Annotated in this window: 18 protein-coding genes; 14 read left to right on the plus strand and 4 right to left on the minus strand. The window is 63.2% G+C overall.

Going from position 1 to position 20,825, the window contains the following annotated elements:
- Position 1 precedes the first annotated feature (1 nt).
- From BFE01S_RS10310 to BFE01S_RS10330, 5 genes are all read left to right on the plus strand, one after another.
- The gene (locus BFE01S_RS10310) at positions 2-934 is read left to right on the plus strand and encodes a DUF6282 family protein (protein WP_028225415.1); all 933 of its coding nucleotides are present in this window, start codon (positions 2-4) and stop codon (positions 932-934) included.
- A 32-nt stretch (positions 935-966) separates the two neighbouring features.
- A complete protein-coding gene (locus BFE01S_RS38175; protein ID WP_042337426.1) occupies positions 967-1,815 on the plus strand; it encodes an IclR family transcriptional regulator in 849 nt (282 codons plus the stop codon).
- Complete coding sequence (locus tag BFE01S_RS10320; RefSeq protein ID WP_028225416.1) at positions 1,812-2,867, plus strand: beta/alpha barrel domain-containing protein; 1,056 nt, start codon at positions 1,812-1,814, stop codon at positions 2,865-2,867. The genes BFE01S_RS38175 and BFE01S_RS10320 overlap by 4 nt, the downstream gene beginning before the upstream one ends.
- An 88-nt stretch (positions 2,868-2,955) precedes the next feature.
- Positions 2,956-3,972 (plus strand): porin, encoded by a 1,017-nt coding sequence (locus BFE01S_RS10325; protein WP_028225417.1) that lies wholly within the window; start codon positions 2,956-2,958, stop codon positions 3,970-3,972.
- A gap of 253 nt (positions 3,973-4,225) precedes the next feature.
- Positions 4,226-5,398, plus strand: a complete 1,173-nt coding sequence (locus BFE01S_RS10330; protein ID WP_042337428.1) for an NAD-dependent formate dehydrogenase — start codon at positions 4,226-4,228, stop codon at positions 5,396-5,398.
- On the opposite strand, the gene BFE01S_RS38180 is transcribed toward BFE01S_RS10330, so the two are convergent.
- Positions 5,386-5,700 carry a DUF1269 domain-containing protein gene (locus BFE01S_RS38180; RefSeq protein WP_156966966.1) on the minus strand — a complete coding sequence of 105 codons (315 nt, stop codon included), beginning with the start codon at positions 5,698-5,700 and terminating at the stop codon, positions 5,386-5,388. The two genes, BFE01S_RS10330 and BFE01S_RS38180, sit on opposite strands and share 13 nt — an antisense overlap.
- A 201-nt stretch (positions 5,701-5,901) precedes the next feature.
- A complete protein-coding gene (locus BFE01S_RS10340) occupies positions 5,902-7,437 on the minus strand; it encodes an FAD-dependent oxidoreductase (RefSeq protein WP_028225419.1) in 1,536 nt (511 codons plus the stop codon).
- 288 nt (positions 7,438-7,725) lie between these two features.
- On the opposite strand from BFE01S_RS10340, the gene BFE01S_RS10345 reads away from it, so the two are divergent.
- The 3 genes from BFE01S_RS10345 (at position 7,726) to BFE01S_RS10355 (ending at position 10,511) form a co-directional block, all read left to right on the plus strand.
- Complete coding sequence (locus tag BFE01S_RS10345; protein ID WP_028225420.1) at positions 7,726-8,724, plus strand: Dyp-type peroxidase; 999 nt, start codon at positions 7,726-7,728, stop codon at positions 8,722-8,724.
- Positions 8,725-8,995: 271 nt separating this feature from the next.
- A complete protein-coding gene (gene era / locus BFE01S_RS10350; protein ID WP_028225421.1) occupies positions 8,996-9,901 on the plus strand; it encodes a GTPase Era in 906 nt (301 codons plus the stop codon).
- Positions 9,902-10,007: 106 nt separating this feature from the next.
- Complete coding sequence (locus tag BFE01S_RS10355; protein ID WP_028225422.1) at positions 10,008-10,511, plus strand: DUF1269 domain-containing protein; 504 nt, start codon at positions 10,008-10,010, stop codon at positions 10,509-10,511.
- 403 nt (positions 10,512-10,914) lie between these two features.
- Here the strand turns inward: BFE01S_RS10355 and BFE01S_RS10360 are convergent, their stop codons facing one another.
- Positions 10,915-11,868: a LysR substrate-binding domain-containing protein gene (locus BFE01S_RS10360; RefSeq protein ID WP_028225423.1), complete on the minus strand. Its 954-nt coding sequence runs from the start codon at positions 11,866-11,868 to the stop codon at positions 10,915-10,917.
- A gap of 190 nt (positions 11,869-12,058) precedes the next feature.
- Between BFE01S_RS10360 and BFE01S_RS10365 the strand changes: the two genes are divergently transcribed.
- The 3 genes from BFE01S_RS10365 to BFE01S_RS10375 all read left to right on the plus strand — a co-directional run bounded on the left by BFE01S_RS10365 (position 12,059) and on the right by BFE01S_RS10375 (position 15,355).
- A complete protein-coding gene (locus BFE01S_RS10365) occupies positions 12,059-13,180 on the plus strand; it encodes a M20 aminoacylase family protein (protein ID WP_407668199.1) in 1,122 nt (373 codons plus the stop codon).
- A gap of 67 nt (positions 13,181-13,247) precedes the next feature.
- On the plus strand, positions 13,248-14,042 hold the full coding sequence (locus BFE01S_RS10370) for an ABC transporter substrate-binding protein (protein WP_028225425.1): 795 nt from the start codon (positions 13,248-13,250) through the stop codon (positions 14,040-14,042).
- A 125-nt stretch (positions 14,043-14,167) separates the two neighbouring features.
- On the plus strand, positions 14,168-15,355 hold the full coding sequence (locus BFE01S_RS10375; RefSeq protein ID WP_028225426.1) for a porin: 1,188 nt from the start codon (positions 14,168-14,170) through the stop codon (positions 15,353-15,355).
- Positions 15,356-15,499: 144 nt separating this feature from the next.
- On the opposite strand, the gene BFE01S_RS10380 is transcribed toward BFE01S_RS10375, so the two are convergent.
- Positions 15,500-17,335, minus strand: a complete 1,836-nt coding sequence (locus BFE01S_RS10380; RefSeq protein WP_028225427.1) for a sulfatase-like hydrolase/transferase — start codon at positions 17,333-17,335, stop codon at positions 15,500-15,502.
- Between the two features lie 287 nt (positions 17,336-17,622).
- On the opposite strand from BFE01S_RS10380, the gene BFE01S_RS10385 reads away from it, so the two are divergent.
- The 3 genes from BFE01S_RS10385 to BFE01S_RS10395 all read left to right on the plus strand — a co-directional run bounded on the left by BFE01S_RS10385 (position 17,623) and on the right by BFE01S_RS10395 (position 20,823).
- Entirely contained in the window at positions 17,623-18,696 is a 1,074-nt protein-coding gene (locus BFE01S_RS10385; protein WP_042337432.1) for a porin, read from the plus strand.
- A 195-nt stretch (positions 18,697-18,891) separates the two neighbouring features.
- Positions 18,892-20,013, plus strand: coding sequence for an FAD-dependent monooxygenase (locus tag BFE01S_RS10390; RefSeq protein ID WP_028225429.1), 1,122 nt, complete (start codon positions 18,892-18,894; stop codon positions 20,011-20,013).
- A 27-nt stretch (positions 20,014-20,040) separates the two neighbouring features.
- Entirely contained in the window at positions 20,041-20,823 is a 783-nt protein-coding gene (locus tag BFE01S_RS10395; RefSeq protein WP_028225430.1) for an IclR family transcriptional regulator, read from the plus strand.
- Positions 20,824-20,825: the final 2 nt, after the last annotated feature.

A 20,825-nucleotide genomic window follows, 5' to 3' on the forward strand; every position in this document is an offset into this window, starting at 1 on the left:
CATGAACGACACCCTTCTCGACCACGACACGACCGAACAGGACGCTCAGGTCGAACGCCTCATGCAAGGCGCTATCGACCTGCATTGCCACAGCGGCCCCTCCGTGATGGCGCGCTATCTCGACCACGTCGAAGCGATCCGCGAGGCCTCGGCCGCGGGACTGCGCGCCGTGCTGCTCAAGGACCACTACTATTCGTGCACGCCGGTCTCGTACCTGCTCAACAAGCATTTCGCCGATTCGGGCGTGCAGGTCCTGTCAGGCGTGCCGCTGAACAACGCCGTGGGCGGCCTGAACGTCCACGCGGTGGAGCATGGCCTGAAGCTGGGTGCGAACCTCGTCTGGATGCCCACGTTCTCCTCGAAGAACCACATCGCGCATCATCATCAGGACAAGCAGTTCGACCAGAAATTTCCGCAGACGACGCAGCGCATGCTGCAACCGATCCCGCTCACGGTGCTCGACGACGACGGCAAGCTCAAGGACGAGGTGCTCGCGATACTCGACCTGATCGCCGAGGCGGGCGTGGTGCTCTCGGGCGGCCACCTGCATATCTCGGAGATCTTTCCGCTCTTCGAGGAGGCGCGCAAACGGGGCGTGAAGCGGCTGCTCGTGAACCATCCGACCTACGTGGTCGATGCCACGCTCGATCACATGCGCGAACTCGCGCGCGAAGGCGTATTCATGGAGCATTCGATGTGCATGTGGGTGCCGGGTTCGAAGTTCAAGTTCTACGATCCCGAATTTCTCGGCCAGGTGATCGAAGCGGGCACGGTCGATCTGACGATCCTCGGCTCGGATCTCGGCCAGAAAGGCAACCCGACGATCGGCGACGGATTCCGCAGCGTGATACGCACCGCACTCGACATTGGATATAGCGAGGCAGACATCCGTAAAATGACGTCGGGCAATGCCGCCCGGCTGATGGGACTCTGAACCGCGCCGGGCCATAACCGGAGAACAAGGCAATGGCAACGCAAAAAGAGCGCATTCAGGACGCAGGCGAGGGTCCGGCTGTGCTGGAGTCGGTGGGCATCGTGTTCCGGTTGCTCGACGAAATGTCGTCGGCGCGCCGGCCCATGGGCGTCACCGAGCTCGCGCAGATCGTCGAGGAGCCCAAGCCGCGGGTCTACCGGCATCTTGCCTCGCTGCGCCAGCTCGGCGTGGTAGAGCAGGACCCGGTCAGCGAGAAGTACCGGCTCGGCGCTCGGCTCGTGATCTACGGTGCGGCGGCAAGCGAGCAGTTCGATCTGCGCACGCTCGCCGACCCGTACCTCACGCAGATCCGCGACGCGACCGGCCAGACTGCCCTGCTTTCCGTCGCGACCCACGACACGGCGCTCGTGGTCGCGACGGTCGAGTCCAAGGCGAACGTCTGCATTTCCGTCAAACCCGGCAATCGTGTGCAGCCGTATTGCTCAGCGCAGGGCCGCATCGTGCTCGCCTTCGCCGACGAGTCGAGCCAGCAGCGCGTCATGCGGCGCAAGATGCTGCCGCTCACGCCCCACACGATGACCGATCCGGCCGAACTCGCGGAACGCCTGAAGCTCATTCGCGCGCGCCTATACGACGACGCGGACGGCGAGGTAACGGTGGGCATCAACGCGTTGTGCTGCCCGATCTTCGGCCACAACAACGTGGTGCTCGGCACCATCGGCATTGTCGGTTCGAGCGGCGAGGTCGTCTCGCCGCCGGACCCGGCCATGCTCAAACCCATACAGGTCGCCGCCGCCGCGCTCAGCGCGCGGTTGAACGGCACCGCCTACGAGCACACGCTTGCGGCACATCGCAAGAAAAGCAAACCCGGGGACGCATGAGTACGAATCGACTGGAGAGCCGCATCGGCGCGCTCACCCTCAAGAACCCCGTGATCTGCGGCGCGGGCGAGCACACCATGACCGCCGAAGCGATCCGAGCCGCGCTGCGCCAGGGCGCGGGCGCGGTGGTCGCGAAATCGACCAACGAATCGCAGGCCGCGAAAGACCAGCTCGATCGCACCGACTACGCGCTGCTCGACGGCCACTGGAACCCGGTGCCCTGGCACCGGGCCGGCGCGCAGGACGCCACGCTCTTTTGCCGCTCGGGCCTCCTGCAGCGCGGCTTCGATGGCTGGATCGACGAACTCGCCACACTCGACGCCGAGGCGCGCGCCAGCGGCAGCTACGTGATTCCGAGCCTCATTCTCAGCGATCTCGAACAATGTGCGCGCTACGCGGCGCAGATCGAGCAGGCCGGCCTGCGCGTGCTCGAAGTGAACATTGGCGCACCGCATGGCGAAGAAGCGGCGCAAGGCGCGATTCGTCTCGAGCGCGACGCCGAGCGCATTGGCCGCATCGTCGCACGGCTGCGCGAAAGCACTGCGCTGCCACTGTGGATCAAGCTCACGGGGCAAAGCGAAGACGTCGCGGGCATGGCAGCCGCAGCGCAGGCGGGCGGCGCCGACGCCGTGATCCTGATGGGCCGCTTCATGGGCTTTCTGCCGGACCTCGATACGCAGCGCCCCTTGCTCGGCACGAACGCGGCGGTGGGAGGCGGCTGGGCGCTGCCGCTCACGGCGCGCTGGATCTCGCTAACGCGGCGACGCGTGGGCCCCGCCCTGCCCCTCATTGCCACGAACGGCGCGCGCAATGGCCTCGACGTCGCACGCTTCCTGCTCGCCGGCGCCGCCGCAACCGAGATGACTTCGGCCGTGCTCACACGTGGCTATGCGGTGCTCGGCGACGCCATCGCCGAACTCGACGATTATCTGCGCGCGCGCGGCCAGCGCGTGGAGGACATATTGGGCCGGGCGGCCGACAGCGTCGAGACCTACCAGCAGCAAGCGAGCCGCCCCGGCCACTGGACGCAGTTCGCGCCCGACACCGACTGATTAGCCGCAAAGCAGTGCATTGCCTTGAATTTCACGATCGCCCACGGCAATTATTTTGCATTCCAAATTATTAAAAATCAGGAGACCCATGAAACGCTATAGCCCCCTTCTCGTGCTGCCCCTCTTCGCAGCCTCGCACGCCTACGGCCAGTCCTCGCTCACGATGTACGGCATCGTCGATACGTTCGTGCAGTACGTCAACACAGGCAATGGCTACACCGCCGCGATGAACAGCAGCGGCCAGTACGGTACGCGTATAGGCTTTCGCGGATCCGAGGACATCGGCGGCGGCAACAAGATCGACTTCGACCTCGAAAACGGCTTCAACTCAAATGACGGCACCTTCTCCACAGCGGGTTCGCTCTTCAACCGCCAGGCCTGGGTTGGCGCGTCAGGCAACTGGGGGAGCACACGCGTGGGCCGGCAGAACTCGCTGCTGTTTCTGAACGAAGGGCGGCTCGATGCCTTCGGCGGCGCAACGCAGGCCTCGGGCATCGACAACCTGAGTGTCTACACCTATCGCACGAGCAACACCTTCGCGTATTTTTCGCCGAAGATGGCAGGCTTTCAGGCGGCGGGCTATATCGGCCTCGGGAATGCAGGGGGATTCCGCTCGGGCGGCTCGAACTACCAGTTTGCCGTGACTTACGACAATCAGGCCATCTCCGCTGTCTATACGATGCAAGGCGTACGCAACGCCGACGCGACCAGCACCGAACGTTCGACCTTCGCGGGCGGCTCATACGACTTTGGCGGCGTTTTCCGCCTCTACGCCGGTTACGCGGCGGCTTCGTGGGACGACATGAACATCGATATCCGAAGCTTCGAGTTCTCCGGGCGATGGACCTTTTCGCCGTTCGCCTGGGTCGCGCTGGGCTATACCTTCTTGCAGGACCGCATCGGCAGCAACGACGCGGCGCAATATAGTGCGCTGGTTAACTACAACTTGTCCAAGCGTACGAACGTGTACGCGGCGCTTTCCTGGCTCGACAACCGGGGCGAGGCAAGCTATCGCCTCGCGGGCGCCGCCAACGCGGGCCTGCCGCTCGCCTATGCGGGCGCGCCGGCTCGGGGCATTCAGTTGGGTATCGTGCAGGCGTTCTAGGTGGCGTTGCCGTTGTGCCGGGATGTTCCACCGCCTCCGCCTTAAACCATTTTTGAATCAAAACGTAATTGCCGATATTAAATATCGGCAATTACCGTCGATTGACTACGCAACGACAGGCGCAATCCAGATACCAGCAAACAATTCCAGCTTTGAATCCGGCGCTGCGCGCTTCGCAAATTCGCATACACTACAGCAGGACGTTTTCAGGAAAAACGTTCGTCTGCGGTAACGTTCACACGTGGAGTCCATTATGCGAACGAGCGCGCGACGTGTTCTGTGTGTGCTCTACCCCGACCCAGTGGCGGGCTACCCGCCGAAATACGTGCGCAACGCGATCCCGGAAATCGACGTCTACGCTAATGGCCAAACCGCGCCCACGCCGCAGGGACCACCCGGATTCCAGCCCGGTCAACTGGTGGGATGCGTGTCCGGCGAACTAGGGCTTCGTCATTATGTGGAAAGCCTCGGCCACGAACTGATCGTGACCAGCGACGTGGACGGACCCGATTCGGTTTTCGACAGGTATCTCCCCGAGGCTGAGGTCGTGATTTCTCAACCGTTCTGGCCCGCCTACCTGACCGAAGAACGCATATCACGGGCAAAGAAATTAAAGCTGGCGCTGACCGCTGGCGTCGGCTCCGACCACGTCGATCTCGGCGCGGCAGCGCAGGCAGGAATCACCGTCGCTGAAGTGACCGGATCAAATAGCGTAAGCGTGGCGGAGCATGTGGTGATGCTCGTCCTCGCGCTTGTGCGCAATTATCTGCCCTCGCACGCCTTCTCGGAATTGGGTGGCTGGAATATCGCGGAATGTGTCGAGCGAAGCTATGACGTCGAAGGCATGCACTTTGGCACGATCGGCGCCGGCAGAATCGGCCTCGCGGTTCTGCGCAGACTCAAGCCGTTTGGGCTCCATCTCCACTACACCCAGCGGCACCGGCTCGATCCGGCCATCGAGGACGAGTTGGCACTCACCTTCCATTCAGACGCGGAATCGCTGGTTCGCACTGCCGACATCGTCAACCTGCAACTGCCGCTCTATCCGTCTACCGAATACCTCATCAACGACGCGATGTTTGCAAAGATGAAGCGCGGGACGTATCTCATCAACACGGCTCGCGGCAAGCTGGTCGAGCGCGACGCGGTTGTGCGCGCGGTACAGTCAGGCCAGATCGCAGCGTATGCCGGGGACGTCTGGTTCCCCGAACCCGCACCGACCGGCCACCCGTGGCGGACCATGCCGTTCAACGGCATGACCCCTCATATGTCGGGCACCACGCTTTCGGCTCAGGCACGTTATGCAGCGGGCACGCTGGAGATTCTGCAATGCTATTTCGGGGGCACGCCGATTCGCGAGGAATATCTGATCGTCGATGGCGGCCGGCTCGCCGGAACCGGTAGCCAGTCCTATCAGCTAACGTGATCCTCTACGGTTAGCCGCAAGCTTAGCGGCGAAGCCTCGCTTGCCTCCAGGAGGATCGCGACAGTACCGGGCGAAAAATCGCCGCTGATGGAATCGATAAACTCATGGTCGAGCAGGTCGATGAGCGCGACACCGGCCAATCCGGTACTGGCGCCTATCGTGAAGCCCAGTAAAGCGCCGGATGGGCCGCCGAGCAACCCAATCAGACTTCCCGTTACTGCACCGATTACGACGCCCCAGAACGGATGCGTTTTTGTTCCAGGCAGAGTGACCTTGCCGGCCTCGTCCTTTTCCGCCATCACGCCGCTATGAACCTTGAAGTTCGGGCGTCGCCTTCGCGTTTCCGCAAGTCCACCGCGGCATCTTCCGCATCGCTCAGGCTCCTGAAAACGGCGACGATAAGTTGCCCAGCCATCGCGTCACTCCTTGCACGATGCACGAGAGAACATTCAACCGGCGGCGCCTGCACTGCCGGCCACGCCGATTTCCACACTGTTTCCATACTAAACGCGCGCAACCGGCGTCTCCTCTTCGAACGCCAGTTCTGCCCGAAGGCTTTCAAGATCGCGGCCCACTGTCGCCACCGCGAGCCGCCGGTTATTTCGCCAATACGTCGCGGTGCATGCGTGGGCAGCCGGATCGCCGTCGATATCGACGCGATCCCAACCCTCCGCGTGACCGACATAGTTGACGGCTACGTCGTAGTGCTGGGTCCAGAAGAATGGGACTGCCGCGAAACGCCGGCGCTGCCCCAATATGTTGCGCGCCGCCACGACGCCCTGGCGCTCGGCAACCACCCAGTGCTCGACGCGGATGGGCTCCCCCGTGCGCGGGTCCGGCCACCGCGCGATATCGCCCGCGGCGTAGATGTCCGGCGCGCTCGTCTGAAGATATTCGTTGACGACCACCCCGCGATCCAGCGCGAGACCCGCTGCCTGCGGCAACGCCACCTCCGGTTGAACGCCGATGCCTGTCAACACCACGTCGGCAGCCAGGTCAACGCCGGTGGATAGCCGCACGCGATGCGGCTCGATTCCGGTAACTTCGGCAACGTGGAAAGACACGCCGTGCGATTCGTGCAGTGTCCTCAGCATTTGACCCAACGCTTCTCCCAGAACCCGCTCCATGGGATGCGCGCCGCGCATGACGACGTGGACCTCGATCCCCCGTACGCGCAGGGCAGCCGCGGCTTCGAGCCCGATGAAGCCGGCGCCGACCACCACGCACTGCCGCGCATTCCCCAGCCGCGCAATCAACGCATTGCAGTCCGCAAGCGTTCGCAGAACCGCTACGTGGGGCAGGTTCGCGCCCGGCACGCCAAGACGGACCGGCGTTGCGCCGGTCGCGATGAGCAATGCGCCGTAGCGTTCGCGCCGGCCATCGGAAAGCGTCATTTCCTTGCGCTGCGGGTCCAGCCCTGTCACGCGCTGATCGCATTGGATATCGATATGATGCTCCGCATAGAACGCGGGCAATCGCAACGGGAGCCAGGCCGGACTCGCCGTGCCGGCCAGATAATCCTTCGACAAATTCGGCCGGTCGTAGGGGAGCGCAGTGTCGGCGCTCCATACGGTTATCGGGCCCTCGTAGCCTTCAAGGCGTAGCGTCTGGGCAGCGGCGTTCCCGGCTGCGCCGCCTCCCACGATCACCACGGATTCCGGCGCCTGCGCAATGTGCGGCGTGGGCGGCTGCGCGGCAGGCATGGCTTCGCGGACGAAAACTCGCCCATCGATCTGCTCCACGCGCCAGCACTTGAGATTATCGAGCGCGGGCGGCCGCGTCACCGCCCCATCGCGCAGACAAAACGCCGCGTGATGCCAGGGACAGCGAATCGTGTCGCCCACCACGAGGCCATCCGCCAGCGGCCCGCCGTAATGCGTGCAGGCTGCGGCAACGGCAAAGCATTTCCCACCCTTGCGTGCGAGCAGAACGGCATCGCCACCGACGTGGCCAGCCACCATGCCGTCTTCGGCGATGTCTTCGAGCGCGATGCCTTGCGTGAGATCGCGCCCGGACGGAGAGGACGAGCTATTCGCCATGGGGCCGCTCCTTGCTGGTGACACATCAACGGATTACGAAAAAACCGATGCAATGAATCGGCTCGCGCATTGAAGGCTTGCCGATCTGGCACGCGGCCCGGTCAACGATACTCCTTCGAACCGAAGTTCGTACGTCCCGTGCCTTCGCGCGAAACGCGCCTGCCATCGGGCGGACACGGCACGATCCGGTTTGTTGAACTCGCGCGGCCTTGACCCGCGCCTGGTGAGCGTGGTTGAATTCCGCAACCATGTTCGTCGGCATTGCTCATCTCACGACAGGAGATGCCCTTGAGCCAGCCCCCTTCGTCCCCTTCGCCCGCCTCGCAATCTGCGCCCGTTTCCGCGGACCAGCGCGCGCTTGACACGGAACCGCAATACATTGACGCCCCGCTCACCGCAGCGGCTGCCTTCCTGGTGCTGGCCGTCAAGGACGACGATGCGTCGATTGCCGCCGTCCGCTCCGTGACCGGAAGTACCGACGACCTCATCAAGGACGTCAAGATACGCGCCAACGGAGGCGCATTCACGTGCAACGTCGGCATCTCGCATCGTGTCTGGAGCGCGCTTACCGGAAAGCCCGCGCCGAAAGAACTGGCGCCATTCAAAGAAGTTCGGGGCGCCGCGCACGTCGCGGTCTCCACGCCGGGCGACCTGCTGTACCACATTCGCGCGGCGTCGACAGACCTGATTGTCGAGTTCGAGAAGATTCTGCTCGAGGCCTTTGGCGATGCCGTCACGGTGATCGACGACGTGGCCGGCTTCCGCTACTTCAACGGGCGCGATCTGCTCGAATTTGTCGACGGCACGGCGAATCCGGACGGCCTCGATCTGCCTGCCGCGACGATCGTCGGCGACGAGGATCCCGACTACGCCGGCGGCAGCTATGTCGTGATCCAGAAGTACCTGCACAACCTCGCGGGGTGGCGCGGGCAGAGCGTGGAGACGCAGGAGGCGATTATCGGCCGCACCAAGTTCGACAATGTCGAATTGCCGGACGCCGCGCAGGGACAGAAGTCGCACAAGACACTGTGCACGATCCAGGACGCCGAAGGTGAGCACGACATCCTGCGCGACAACATGCCGTTCGCCACCCCGGGCCGCGGCGAGTATGGGACCTATTTCATCGGCTATTCGCGCCATCTCTGGGTCATCGAGAAAATGCTCGAACGGATGTTCATCGGCGATCCCCCGCCGCTTCACGACCGGATACTCGACTTCTCGAAGGCCGTCACCGGCGTCACGTTCTTCGCTCCCGCGCGCAAATTCCTCAGCAATCTTGGCGATTGAGGCATTGTTTCAGGCGGTGACTCCCGCCTTTTGACCCGCGTAGCAAACCCAACGCCGGTTGGGGTTGTTACGGCGGGATTCCGCGCGCTTGCGCCGTGACTCACCGCATACGCAGACACCCCTTGATCCGATATTAAATATCGGATTCCTACACAAGCAGTTCGCCCCGTTTACCGCTGCCGGCAGCAATCCGCCTCGCTATAATCGACTGACCCGGAGCGTTGGTCCGGACCGGTGTTCCGAACGCGCCGTTATCGCGGAGGTGTGGGTTATGAACGATCCTGCCGTTTCCCCTTCTGGTTTCCGCTGCGGGATGATCGCTATCGTCGGCCGCCCGAACGTCGGCAAATCGACACTCATGAATGCGCTCGTGGGACAAAAGGTCAGTATCACGTCGCACAAAGCCCAAACAACGCGTCACCGGATCACCGGAATCAATACGACCGACGATGCCCAGTTCATATTCGTCGATACGCCCGGGTTCCAGACCCGCCACGATGCCGCACTGAATCGCTCGCTGAACCGTGCCGTCACCTCGACGCTGACTTCAGTGGACCTGATCCTGTTCGTGATCGAGGCCGGCAAGTTCGGTCCGGACGACCAGAAGGTGCTCGACCTGATTCCACCCGGCATGCCCACGCTGTTGATCGCGAACAAGCTCGATTGCGTGAAAGACAAGGAAGCGCTGTTCCCGTTCATGCAGCAGGTAAGCCAGTTGCGCGAATTCGTCGAAATCGTGCCGCTTTCGGCAACCCATCCGAAAGAAACCCAGCGCCTGCTGGAAATTATCAAGCCGTACCTTCCGCAAGGAACGCCGATCTACGGCGAAGACGACCTGACCGACCGGAGCTCCCGGTTTCTCGCCGCCGAGATCTTGCGTGAGAAGGTGTTCCGCTGGACCGGCGACGAATTGCCCTACACGAGCACGGTCCTGATCGACAAGTTCGAGGAGGAAGGGCGTCTCAAGCGCATCTTTGCGACGATCCTCGTCGAACGCGATTCGCAGAAGGCGATTGTGATCGGCAAGGAAGGCTCGAAGCTCAAGCAGATCAACACCGATGCGCGGATCGACATGGAAAAGCTGTTCGACGGACCCGTGTACCTCGAGACCTTCGTCAAGGTGAAGAGCGGCTGGGCCGACAATGAGGCCGGACTTCGCGCCTATGGGTATGAGTAACGAAGACCGTCGGCAAACCGGAAACGACCGCATTACGGCTTGAGTGCGCCGCAGTTTTATCTGTAACGACCCGCAGGTTTTTCACCCAACCTCTTTAGGATAACTTATGTCTACGTTGATCGCGATTACCTATCAGAATGTGCCCGATGCGGAAAAAGCGTTGCAGGAGTTGCAGTTGCTTCAAGGCGAATATCTTTTGCAGTTGAAGGACGCCGTCGTTGTCGAGCGCACGGCCGACGGGGCGATCAAATTGCATCAGACGCTAAGCCGCACCGCGGTCGGGGCATTGCGAGGGGCGTTCTGGGGAGGGTTAATCGGCTTGCTCTTTCTTGCTCCGGTACTGGGCGCCGCGGTGGGATCGGCCTCGGGCGCGCTGGCCGGGAAACTGAGCGAATTCGGCGTTAAGGACGAGTTTGTGAAATCGCTGGCGCAAAAAGTCCCGCCGGGTGCCGCTGCCGTGTTCGCGCTGCTGAAGGACGTGACGCTGGATAAGGTGGAAACCGACCTCGGTAAGCTGGGCGGAACGGTGCTGTATACCAATCTCTCCCTGGACGACGAGTTGAAACTCGTCGAGGCGCTGTCGAAGGCCAACGATTCCGCGGATCGATAGTCCAATAGCCGCGCCCGGGCGTGTCGCCGGTATCGTTCAGTTCGTCTCAGGCAACGACGACACGCTTTCTGCGCGGCAATAAATACACTGCGAAACGCGTTATGGGGCGCAGCAAGATCATCGACTTGCAGTAACGCTGAAATGAATGCGCCCGTCGCCAGGTATTCGATCGGTAGCAACGTGCGTGAGCTGCCAGCCGTAGTCCAGGCTGGTATTCAGATACTTGCCCAGCGCAAAGCGCACCATTCGCGCCGAATGGCCCGAGCGGCGAAACCGGCGGCCGCTGGCAGCGGAATTTCGTAGCGCATGCCGATCTGCGAAGCATGGCTCGTAGGGTCGAGCGGCGATTCTATGGTCGGATTCACACGCGACCAGGCGCCGCGGCGTGACGCACGATTGCCGGCTAGATCAACAACGCCAGCGTCTCGAACAACGCAAGGTCTTCCTTTTTCGCGGAACGCGCGTGCCGCCGTATCACCTGAAACAGGCACTCGATGAAAGCAAGGGCCGCTCGGCTCAGCGTGCTGTTGCGGCGCGTGACGATGCTGAGTTGTCGGGGCTCGAACGCCTCGCGCAACGCGAGCGGCCGCAGGCGGCCACCGAAGGGCGGCACGTGGCTCAGGATTGTCGGGCTCCAGGTGCACATGTTGGCGTGCTCGACCATGGTCTGCAGCGTCGCCACCGACTGCGCGCGCACAATGCGGCGCGCGTCGATCTGCGCACCGTGGCGCGTGAAGAGATAGTCCACAAGATCGCCCAGACCATCCGGTGCGAAGTTCAAGACCCAGTCCTCGTCCAGCAGTTCGTGGATCGAGCGCGCCCGCGCCTTGCGGTGGCCCTCGCGCACCATCACCGAAGACTCGTAAGTGAGCACGGGCTCGCAGGCGAACTCCTGCGCGCTTGCGCCGGGCTGCAGTTGGCCAATGGCGAAGTCCATGCTGCCCTCGCGCAACAGCGGCTGGGCCACGGCCATCAGCCCGTCGAACAGCTCCAGTTGAATTTCGGGCATGCGCTTGCGAAACAGCTGCACGGTCTCGGCCAGGAAGGTCAGCGTGATCCACGGCGTGACACCCACCATCAGGCTGCCCTCCACGCGGCCTCTCAAGCGCTCCAGATCGCTGTGCGCGTGCGCCAGCTGGTTGAGCACGAGGCGCGCGTGCGTGAGCAGCACCTTGCCGTGCTCCGTGAACGTAATGCCTTCGGGCGCGCGGATCAGGAGCGGCAAACGCTCCCCTGCCTCCAGCTCGCGCAGGGCGCGCGTGACCGCGGCCTGCGAAAGCCCGAGCGCGCGGGCCGCGCCGCGGATGCTGCCGGCGTCCGCGCTGGCAACGAGCGCTTCCAGTTGATGCAGTTTCATTTGCGCAGAGGCGCCGCCGCCGGCGTGGAACGAAAGGGGGGACAACAGGGAGTTGTCATCATAACAAAACGCTGGCTGTTCCCCGCGATTTGCGCTGCATACGATTCGCCCCACGACATAGGAAGCGCGTGGAGGAAAACGGGTGAGCAGACAGTGGGTTTTGCCGGAGGTGGCGGCAATCGAGGCCGAAATGATCGCGCTGCGCCGCGAGTTGCACGCGCGGCCCGAGTTGGGCTTCGAAGAGCACGCGACGAGCGCGCTCGTCGCCGCGAAGCTCGAAGCGTGGGGCTATCGGGTGACGCGCGGCGTGGGCGGTACGGGCGTGGTCGGAACCCTCGCACGCGGGTCCGGCACCAGCCTCGGGCTGCGCGCCGACATGGACGCGCTGCCGATCCGCGAAGCGACCGGCCTGCCCTACGCGAGCCGGAACGACGGCATCATGCACGCCTGCGGTCATGACGGCCACACGGCGATGCTGCTGGCCGCGGCACGTTGTCTCGCGGAAAAAACGCACTGGCGCGGCACGCTGAATCTGATTTTTCAGCCGGCCGAAGAGGGCCTCGGCGGCGCGCTCAAGATGATCGAGGATGGTTTGTTCCAGCACTTTCCCTGCGACCGCCTATTCGCGATGCACAATGTTCCCGGCTTTCCCGCCGGCAAGATCGGCGTCCACAGCGGCGCATTCATGGCTTCCGCCGACGAAGTGACGATTCGCGTGACCGGCCGCGGCGGGCATGCGGCCGCGCCTCATCAAACGATCGATCCGGTCGTGGTCGGCGCCTCGATCGTCATGGCGCTGCAAAGCGTGGTGGCGCGCAACGTGGCGCCGCACGAGCAGGCGGTCGTGAGCGTTGGTGCGCTGCATGCGGGCAGCGTCTCGAACGTGATCGCTCCGCACGCCGATCTGCACCTGAGCGTGCGCGCGCTTTCCGCCGACGTGCGCGAACTGCTCGAGCGGCGCATACGCGCGCTTGCCGAGGGGCAGGCCGCAAGTTACGGCGCAAGCGTGGAGATCGATTACCGCCACGGCTACCCGGTGCTCGTGAATCATGACGAGGAGACCGCGATCGCACACCGCGTCGCGCTCGACTGGGGAGGCGAAGCAATGCTGATCGACGGCCTGCGCCCGTTCATGGCGAGCGAGGACTTCGCATACATGCTGGAGCGCTGTCCGGGCAGCTATCTCTCGATCGGCAACGGCGACGGCACGCAGCATTGCTCGCTGCACCACCCCGGCTACGACTTCAACGACGCGAGCCTCGCCATTGGCGCGAGTTACTGGGTAAAGCTCGCGGAGTACATTCTGCAATGAACATCCGGGCAACCTGATTCGATCAATTCAACTCAAGCAACCGAAACGACAGAAAGGAGACGATGCAATGAAGCAATGGACGATGGCGCTCTCGCTGGCGCTTGCAGCCGCGGCAACGACGGGCCAGGCACACGCGGTGGATCTGAAGGGTCGAGAAATCCGGCTCGCGGTCGATCCCACCTATCCGCCACTCGAATACAAAATGCCGGACGGACAGCTCACCGGCTTCGGCGTGGATATTGCCAATGCGTTGTGCGCGCAACTGAATGCGCATTGCGTATGGGTGGAAACGAGCTTCGACGGCATGATTCCAGGCCTGCTTGCGCGCAAGTTCGACGTCATCTCCTCGTCAATGACGATCACGCCCAAGCGCATGCAGCAGATCGCCTTTACGAACAAGATCTCGAACGCACCCGCCCGGCTCGTCGTGCGCCGCGGCTCGCCGCTGCTGCCGGACGCAGCCTCGCTCAAGGGCAAGCGCGTGGGCGTGGAGCAGGGATCGAGCCAGGAAGACTACGCGCGCGCAGAGTGGCAGCCCGCCGGCGCGGAGATCGTCGCTTATCAAAACCAGGATCAGGTTTATGCGGACCTGACCTCGGGCCGTCTCGACGCCGCATTCCAGGCATCGATCGAAGCCAGCGACGGCTTTCTCAAGCGCCCCGAAGGCAAAGACTTCACGTTCGCGGGAGCCGCCATCGACGACCCGAAGTACTTCGGTCAGGGCGACGGTCTCGGCCTGCGCAAGGAGGACACCGGATTGCGCGACGCCTTCAACGGCGCGCTCGCCGACATTCTCGCAAACGGCACCTACGCACGCATCAACAAGAAGTACTTCGACTTCGACATCTACGGCACGAAATAACGCCGGACGGGCCGTGCAGGCGGCAACGCGGCAAAGCGGCCGCTGAGCTGCGGGCCGCCGCCGCGAAGGCAAGATGGCAACTCTCGCCTATATATTTAGCATACCTGATAAAAAACGGAATCCACATGAAGAGGAAGATCTTTTGCGTCATGGCGCTGTGCGGTGCGACTGCGCCCGCTTTCGCGCAGAGCAGCGTAACCCTGTACGGTCTGATCGACGAGGGTATCGACTACACGAACAACGTGGGCGGCCACGCCGTGTATGAAATGACGAGCGGTTATGCGCAGGGCAGCCGCTGGGGGCTCAAGGGAAGCGAAGATCTTGGCGGCGGCAACAGCGCCGTCTTCCAGATCGAGAGCGGCTTCAATGCGGGCAACGGCGCGCTCGCGCAAGGCGGCCGCATTTTTGGGCGCCAGGCGTTTGCCGGGCTGGCCAGCGAGCGCTACGGCACGCTCACGCTGGGGCGCCAGTACGACTCCGTGGTGGATTATCTGGCGCAGACCACGGCGAACGGCAACTGGGGCGGCTATCTGCTCTCGCATCCCTACGACAACGACAATACCGACAACACTTTTCGCCTGAACAACACCGTCAAATACGCGAGCCCGACGTTCGGCGGCTTCTCATTCGGCGGCACCTACAGCTTCAGCAACGACACCGGCTTCGCGAACAACCGCGCACTGAGCGCTGGCGCGCAATACACGACGGGCGGCTGGCTCATTGCCGCAGCCTATTTGAACGCGAACAATCCCGCGCTGACTTCGGGCGGTGCGATTGCGGGCGGGAGCAGCACGAATGGCACAGACGGCAATTTCGCTGCGTCGCGTCTGCAGATTTTCGGCGCGGGGGTGAACTACACGGCGGGGCCGGCGACGGTCGGCTTCGCGTATAGCAATACGTATATCGCCCAGCCCGTGGCGAACGTCGGCTATCTCACGGGCGACGAGACGATCCAGCCGGTGACAGGGCCGCTCGCCGGCGGCCGCGTGACGTCGCTCAGGTATCAGAACTTCGAGGTGAACGGCAAGTATCAGTTCACGCCGGCCTGCTTCGTGGGCGCGCAGTACGTCTACACGCTCGAGCGCTACGATGCCACGACGGGCAGCGTGAAGCCCGCGATTCATTCGGTGGGCCTGATGGTCGACTACAACCTTTCGAAGCGCACGGACGTCTATTTGCAGGGCGCATTCCAGCTCGTGGCAGGCGACAGAACCGGCTCGTCTCTCGACCAGGCTTATGTACCCGGTGCGCAGGATCTTTCGTCGACTTCGCGCCAGCTTGCGGTGCGTGCCGCCATCCGTCATAGCTTCTGAATCTGGAGGCGGGCGGCGCTCCATGCAGGCCGTACAATCGGAGCGCCACCCGGCAAGATGGGTCTACCCCGTTTCCCGCCAGTCCCCCAACGAACGCCAATCAAGCTCGCTCAAGACGCGCAACACGTTCGCCGGCAATGCCGTTCACGCGTGCGCCTTGAACTGAAACTGCAACCGCCCGTCCTTGAATGGCAAGCTCGACAAATCATCCTGCCCGACCTCCTCCCGAATCAATCGATTCAGTTTCGCGTTCATGTCCTCCATCAACGCGCCATGCAAGTCCGGCCGGATCGCGAGGTTGTCCATTTCGCCCGGATCGGTGTAGAGATCGAAGAGTTCCAGATCGTTGTGCGCCAGTAACGCTTCCAGCGTTTCCGGCTCGTTGAAGTCCGCCAGCGCAAAGTAGCGACTGAATCGATACCGGCCGTCAAACACGCTGCGAATCGCACCCCGTTGCCTCAGATCCGGCTGCAACGCGGCCGCGCGCGCGTGCATCTCCGCGGGGGGCACGCCGCGTTCGCGCATCGTCCTGAATTCGGCGAGCATCCACTCGCTGTCGTAGTAAAGCAGCATCGCGTAGTTGAACAGCGTTGCGTCGCGAATCGCGTGCACGCCGGCGCGTTCCGGTTGCGCGAGCAAATGGGCAAAGCTGTTTCCCTTCGCGTCGGGGCCGACGATGCGTGCGGCCGTATCGGCCGGCGCGCCGGTCAACGCGACGAGCGTCGGCGCAACATCGAGATGCGAGGTCAGCGCGCGGCAAGTCTTCCCGCCACGAAAAGCCGGATGCCTGACGAGCATCGGCACGTGATTCTGCTGGCGATAAGCGTTGGCGCCTTTGTCGATCATCTGGTGATGGCCCGCCAGGTCGCCGTGATCGGACGTCAGGACGACGATCGTTTTATCGGCGATCCCGAGATCGTCCAGCTCGTTGAGCAGGCGCTCGACGTGCTGATCGCAGTCGCGAATGCAATTCAGGTAGTAGTCCTGATAACGCTTTACCGTAGCATCGTCGAACGTTATCTTGCCGATCAGCGCCTCGTGGGCGGCTGAATACATCGCGTGCGCCTTCGGCCGGTCCGGCGACACGAGCGGTTGTCGGCGCGACGCGGGCAGCGGAACCTGGTCCCAGTGCGCGTCGTAAAGCTGGCTATCCGGCGCCGGGCGCGTTGGAATCAGGCCAGATCCGTTCGGCCGCCCCGAAGGGTCGGTGTTGAGCCACATCGCGTCATGCGGATTGACGAGATTGACCGCCAGGAACCAGGGCTTCCCGCCCGCCGCATCGGGGCGCTGCTCGCGCATCCAGCTGATCGCGGCCTGGGCGGTCATGCCATCGAAGTTGTAGCCGCCATGTGCGGAACCCACGAGATCGCCGACACCGAAATAGTCGTCGAAGCCATACGCGCGCATGGCGTTGTTGTAATCGGCCACCGGTGCGTTGTATGGCGAATTCGATTCGTGCATGGTCGCGCTCAGATGCCATTTGCCGACGTACACGGCCCGATAGCCCGCGTCCTTCATCATGTGGCCGACCGTTCGAATCGACGTCGGCATGTCCGGCTGCCACGGTAGCCCCGCGTTGTCGAATACGCCCGTGTGCTGCATGTGCTGCCCGGTATAGAGGGTCGAGCGCGACGGCGAACACACGCAGGCCGCAATCTGGTGATTGATGAAGCTGACGCCGCTCTTCGCAAGGCGCTCGCGCCCCGGCACGCTAACGGGCCATGCATCGAAATAGCGCTCCTGGTCGACGAGCACGAAAAGAATGTTATAGCCGGCCGGCAGGCCGGGCAGCTTCGCCGCGGAACGGTTCGCCTCGCTCGCGTCCGGACTCTCCGCCGATCCGGTGGCCATCGCCGCGACCGGTGCAATGGCCGCCGTCATCGCGACGGCGCCCGAGGTCTTGAGGAAGGTGCGTCGCTGGCTGTCGGGCAACGACGAATTGGTTTCCGCGGGGCATACAGGGGTGATCAGGTCAGGCATGACTCATTCCGATAACAAAAATCCGCAAGGGCACCCGCATGTTCAAAAATGTTCCATTAAAGGAACGTTGATCCTTTTTTGGCATTGTTGCACAGACGCTTATCGAAGAGAAATTGTTTCATTCGTCGCTGCGCAAATCCCACATTCCCCGTAATACCGGTGAAAACCACAAGATTCGCATCATTTATTTTGATGTTCTAATGTTTCATGTAAGGTCAATAGTTCCCGGTATGGAACATATCGATTTCAAAAACCCTTCTCTTTGAACTTGTCGATCCAGAACAAAAATGAACAGAACATGCATTGCAGGACTGGTTGCTATCAACCTTTGCGGATCCGCTTTCGGGCAAAGCAGCGTGACGCTTTATGGCAGCCTCGATTCCGGCCTGGCCTATGTCAATAACAGCGGCGGGCATACGCTGTTCAAGGCCAACCAGAGCAACATGCAGCCGGATCGTTGGGGCATCATCGGTGTCGAGGATCTGGGCGGCGGATTGCGTTCGGTATTCCGTCTGGAGAATGGGTTCTTCACGAATACCGGCGCATTCGTGAATTCGGGCACCGAATTCAATCGCCGCGCGTACGTCGGCCTCGAGTCGGATCAGGCCGGAACGCTGACGCTCGGGCATCAGACTGCGTTGTCATTCGACCTCCTGACGCCCTTCGCAAACGCGTATGCGGGAAGTTCGTGGAACATGTTCCATCCGGGCAATGTCGACGGGCTTGCCGATTCGGCCACGTCGGTCATCAACAACGCGGTCAAGTACCGCTCCCCGAACTATGGGGGCGTTAGTGTCGCGGGGCTGTTCGGATTCGGCAATACGACCAACTTCGGTCAGGACAACACATGGAGTGCGGCGCTGACCTATGACCGCGGCCCCTTTCAGGCTGCAGCGTTCTATCAGCTTCAGCACAATCAGGCGTTTGCGCTGGCGCCGCTGGCGCTCGGCACGTTCCAGGGGCAGATTGCCACCAACTATGTCGCCGACCGGGCCGAGTTCTGGGGCGCCGGCGGCGCCTATACGCTGGGATCGGTCAAGCTGCACGCGCTCTATACGCGAGTAAGGCTGGAGTCGAAACAATACGCGGACACCTATCAGGCCTATGACGCCGGCTCCGAATGGTCGGTCACGCCGTTCACCACGTTGACGGCCGGCGCCAACACCACGACGCTCCACGCGCACCGCTGGACCCAGATCGGACTCGGCTATATCTACGCGCTGTCCAGGCAGACCCAACTCTACCTGCAGGGCATTTACGAGCACACCAATCCGGGCGGGTATGCGTCGCTGTCCGTTGCCGGCACTTCGAGCACGAGCAACCAGGTCCTGCTGCTGACCGGAATCCATCACAATTTCTGACCGACTGCGAGCACGCGCGCCGACTGCAACGTTCGGCCGCGCTCACCTGGCGCAGTCGCCCCCGCCTCTCCCCTCGGGGTTTTACCTCATGACCTTTTCCTTGCGATGCCGCGCGATTGGCATCAGTATACGTGTTCAATTTAGTTCTATTTGTTCATTTTTGAACATATGAGACGCAACGCAGCGGGAGATGAAATGCTGAAGATTGGAATCGTGGGTGGCGGAATCGGTGGGCTTGCGGCGGCAATCGCGCTGCGCAAAGCGGGTCATCAGGCCGTCGTTTTTGAACAGGCCGCCCGTTTCGGGCGCGTCGGCGCGGACATCAATCTCACCCCCAACGCGGTTCGCGCGCTGGATGGGCTCGGCATCGGTGCCACGCTGCGCGAAACGGCCGCACGGCCGAGCGCGCGCATCAGCCGCATGTGGGACACCGGCGAGGTTACGTCGCGGCTCGCGATGTCGGACGAGGCGGAGCGCAAATACGGCGCGCCGCAACTGACCCTGCACCGCGCGGACGTGATGGCCGCGCTGGAGCAGGCGTTGTTGCCGGAAGAGCTTCATCTGGGCAAGCGCACGGTGTCCGTCGCGCAAACCGGCGATGCCGCCACGATCACGCTCGACGACGGCTCCACGCACGCGTTCGACCTGCTGCTGGGCGCGGACGGCATTCATTCCGGCGTGCGCCGCTTCCTGCTCGGCGACGAGCACCCGCAGTTCACCGGCATCGTGTCGTATCGCGCGGTCGTGCCGGCCGAGCGTCTTCAGGGCGGCGACCTCGGTGCGTTCGTCAAATGGTGGGGTCCGACTGACGACCTGCAGATCGTCACGTTCCCGTTGAATCTCGGTCGCGACATCTTCGTCTTCGCCACCACGTCGCAGCCGGACTGGACACACGAATCGTGGACCATGCCGGGCGACCCCGACGCGCTGCGCCGCGCCTATGCGGACTTCCACCCCGAAGCGCGTGCGCTGCTCGCCGCTTGCGACACGGTGCTGGCCTCGGCGTTGTATATTCGCGATCCGTTGCCGAAATGGACCGGCGAGCGCATGGCGCTGCTCGGCGACGCGTGCCACCCGATGATGCCGTTCATGGCGCAGGGGGCCGGCATGGCGATCGAGGACGCGGTCGTGCTGTCGCGCGCATTGACCGGCGTCGGTACGGACGGTCTCGGTGCGGCGCTCGCGCGCTACGAGCACGCACGTCAGGAACGCACGGCACGCATCCAGATCGGTTCGCGCAGCAACAACTGGCTGAAGGCCGGCGGCAACGCCGACTGGGTCTATGGATACGATGCGTGGACCGTCCCGCTGGCCTGAGCCCCGCCCCCCTTTTCAAGCGTAGAGATGACGACAGACAAGCCCGACCATTCGAAATCGGCCGATACCGCGCCGTCGCCGGTCGAACGCGCCTTCCGCCTGCTGCGATTCATCGCGGAAGGCGGCTCGACCGCGAACATGAGCGACGTCGCGCGGCAGATCGACGTCAATCGCGTGACGCTGAAGCGCCTGCTCGACTCGCTCGAGGCCGCGGACCTGATCGAGCCGCTTGAGTCGGGTGGGTCGTATCGCCTGGGCATGTCCTTCCTGACGCTCGCTGCCGGCGCGCTGGGCAACGCCGATCTCACCGCACGCGCACGGCAGGTCCTGCCGGGGCTCGTCGAAAAGACCGGCCTGTCCGCTTACCTCGCCGTCCTCGAAGACGCGGAGATCGTCTATCTGATGTGCGAGACGCCGGACACGCCGCTGGTCAGCCGCATTCGCGTCGGCAGCCGGATTCCCGCGCACCGTGCGACGCCGGGGCTGGCGATACTCGCCGGTCTGCAAGGCGGCGCGGCGCTTCGCGCACGCTACGGCACGCACGGCGGCGATCGCGACACGCCCGACTGGGATGCGCTGGAGCACGCGCTCGACACAGTGCGAAGCAACGGTTGCGCGTGGAGTTTTTCGGGCCTCGAAGCCGGTATCGATTCGTGCGCGGCCGCGATCCGCGACAGTCGCGGGACCGTGCTGGCGGCACTCAGCGTCGCGGGCCCCGACAGCGCCTTTTCAGCAGATCCTGCGCTGCGCCAGCTCGCCGAGAAAAGCGTCAGGGCGGCGGCCGACGCGCTGTCCCGTTCGAGTCTTTGACG

It is taken from the genome of Paraburkholderia ferrariae NBRC 106233 (assembly GCF_000685035.1).
GTDB lineage: Bacteria > Pseudomonadota > Gammaproteobacteria > Burkholderiales > Burkholderiaceae > Paraburkholderia > Paraburkholderia ferrariae.

Excerpts from the sequence above, each read along its gene's own strand:
- BFE01S_RS10330 (WP_042337428.1), top strand. The coding sequence starts at position 4,226 with ATGCGAACGAGCGCGCGACGTGTTCTGTGTGTGCTCTACCCCGACCCA.
- BFE01S_RS10355 (WP_028225422.1), top strand. The coding sequence starts at position 10,008 with ATGTCTACGTTGATCGCGATTACCTATCAGAATGTGCCCGATGCGGAA.
- BFE01S_RS10325 (WP_028225417.1), top strand. The coding sequence starts at position 2,956 with ATGAAACGCTATAGCCCCCTTCTCGTGCTGCCCCTCTTCGCAGCCTCG.
- BFE01S_RS10395 (WP_028225430.1), top strand. The coding sequence starts at position 20,041 with ATGACGACAGACAAGCCCGACCATTCGAAATCGGCCGATACCGCGCCG.
- BFE01S_RS10365 (WP_407668199.1), top strand. The coding sequence starts at position 12,059 with ATGATCGCGCTGCGCCGCGAGTTGCACGCGCGGCCCGAGTTGGGCTTC.
- BFE01S_RS10390 (WP_028225429.1), top strand. The coding sequence starts at position 18,892 with ATGCTGAAGATTGGAATCGTGGGTGGCGGAATCGGTGGGCTTGCGGCG.
- BFE01S_RS38175 (WP_042337426.1), top strand. The coding sequence starts at position 967 with ATGGCAACGCAAAAAGAGCGCATTCAGGACGCAGGCGAGGGTCCGGCT.
- BFE01S_RS10370 (WP_028225425.1), top strand. The coding sequence starts at position 13,248 with ATGAAGCAATGGACGATGGCGCTCTCGCTGGCGCTTGCAGCCGCGGCA.
- BFE01S_RS10340 (WP_028225419.1), bottom strand. The coding sequence starts at position 7,437 with ATGGCGAATAGCTCGTCCTCTCCGTCCGGGCGCGATCTCACGCAAGGC.
- BFE01S_RS10320 (WP_028225416.1), top strand. The coding sequence starts at position 1,812 with ATGAGTACGAATCGACTGGAGAGCCGCATCGGCGCGCTCACCCTCAAG.
- BFE01S_RS10385 (WP_042337432.1), top strand. The coding sequence starts at position 17,623 with ATGAACAGAACATGCATTGCAGGACTGGTTGCTATCAACCTTTGCGGA.
- era (WP_028225421.1), top strand. The coding sequence starts at position 8,996 with ATGAACGATCCTGCCGTTTCCCCTTCTGGTTTCCGCTGCGGGATGATC.
- BFE01S_RS10375 (WP_028225426.1), top strand. The coding sequence starts at position 14,168 with ATGAAGAGGAAGATCTTTTGCGTCATGGCGCTGTGCGGTGCGACTGCG.
- BFE01S_RS10360 (WP_028225423.1), bottom strand. The coding sequence starts at position 11,868 with ATGAAACTGCATCAACTGGAAGCGCTCGTTGCCAGCGCGGACGCCGGC.
- BFE01S_RS10380 (WP_028225427.1), bottom strand. The coding sequence starts at position 17,335 with ATGCCTGACCTGATCACCCCTGTATGCCCCGCGGAAACCAATTCGTCG.
- BFE01S_RS10310 (WP_028225415.1), top strand. The coding sequence starts at position 2 with ATGAACGACACCCTTCTCGACCACGACACGACCGAACAGGACGCTCAG.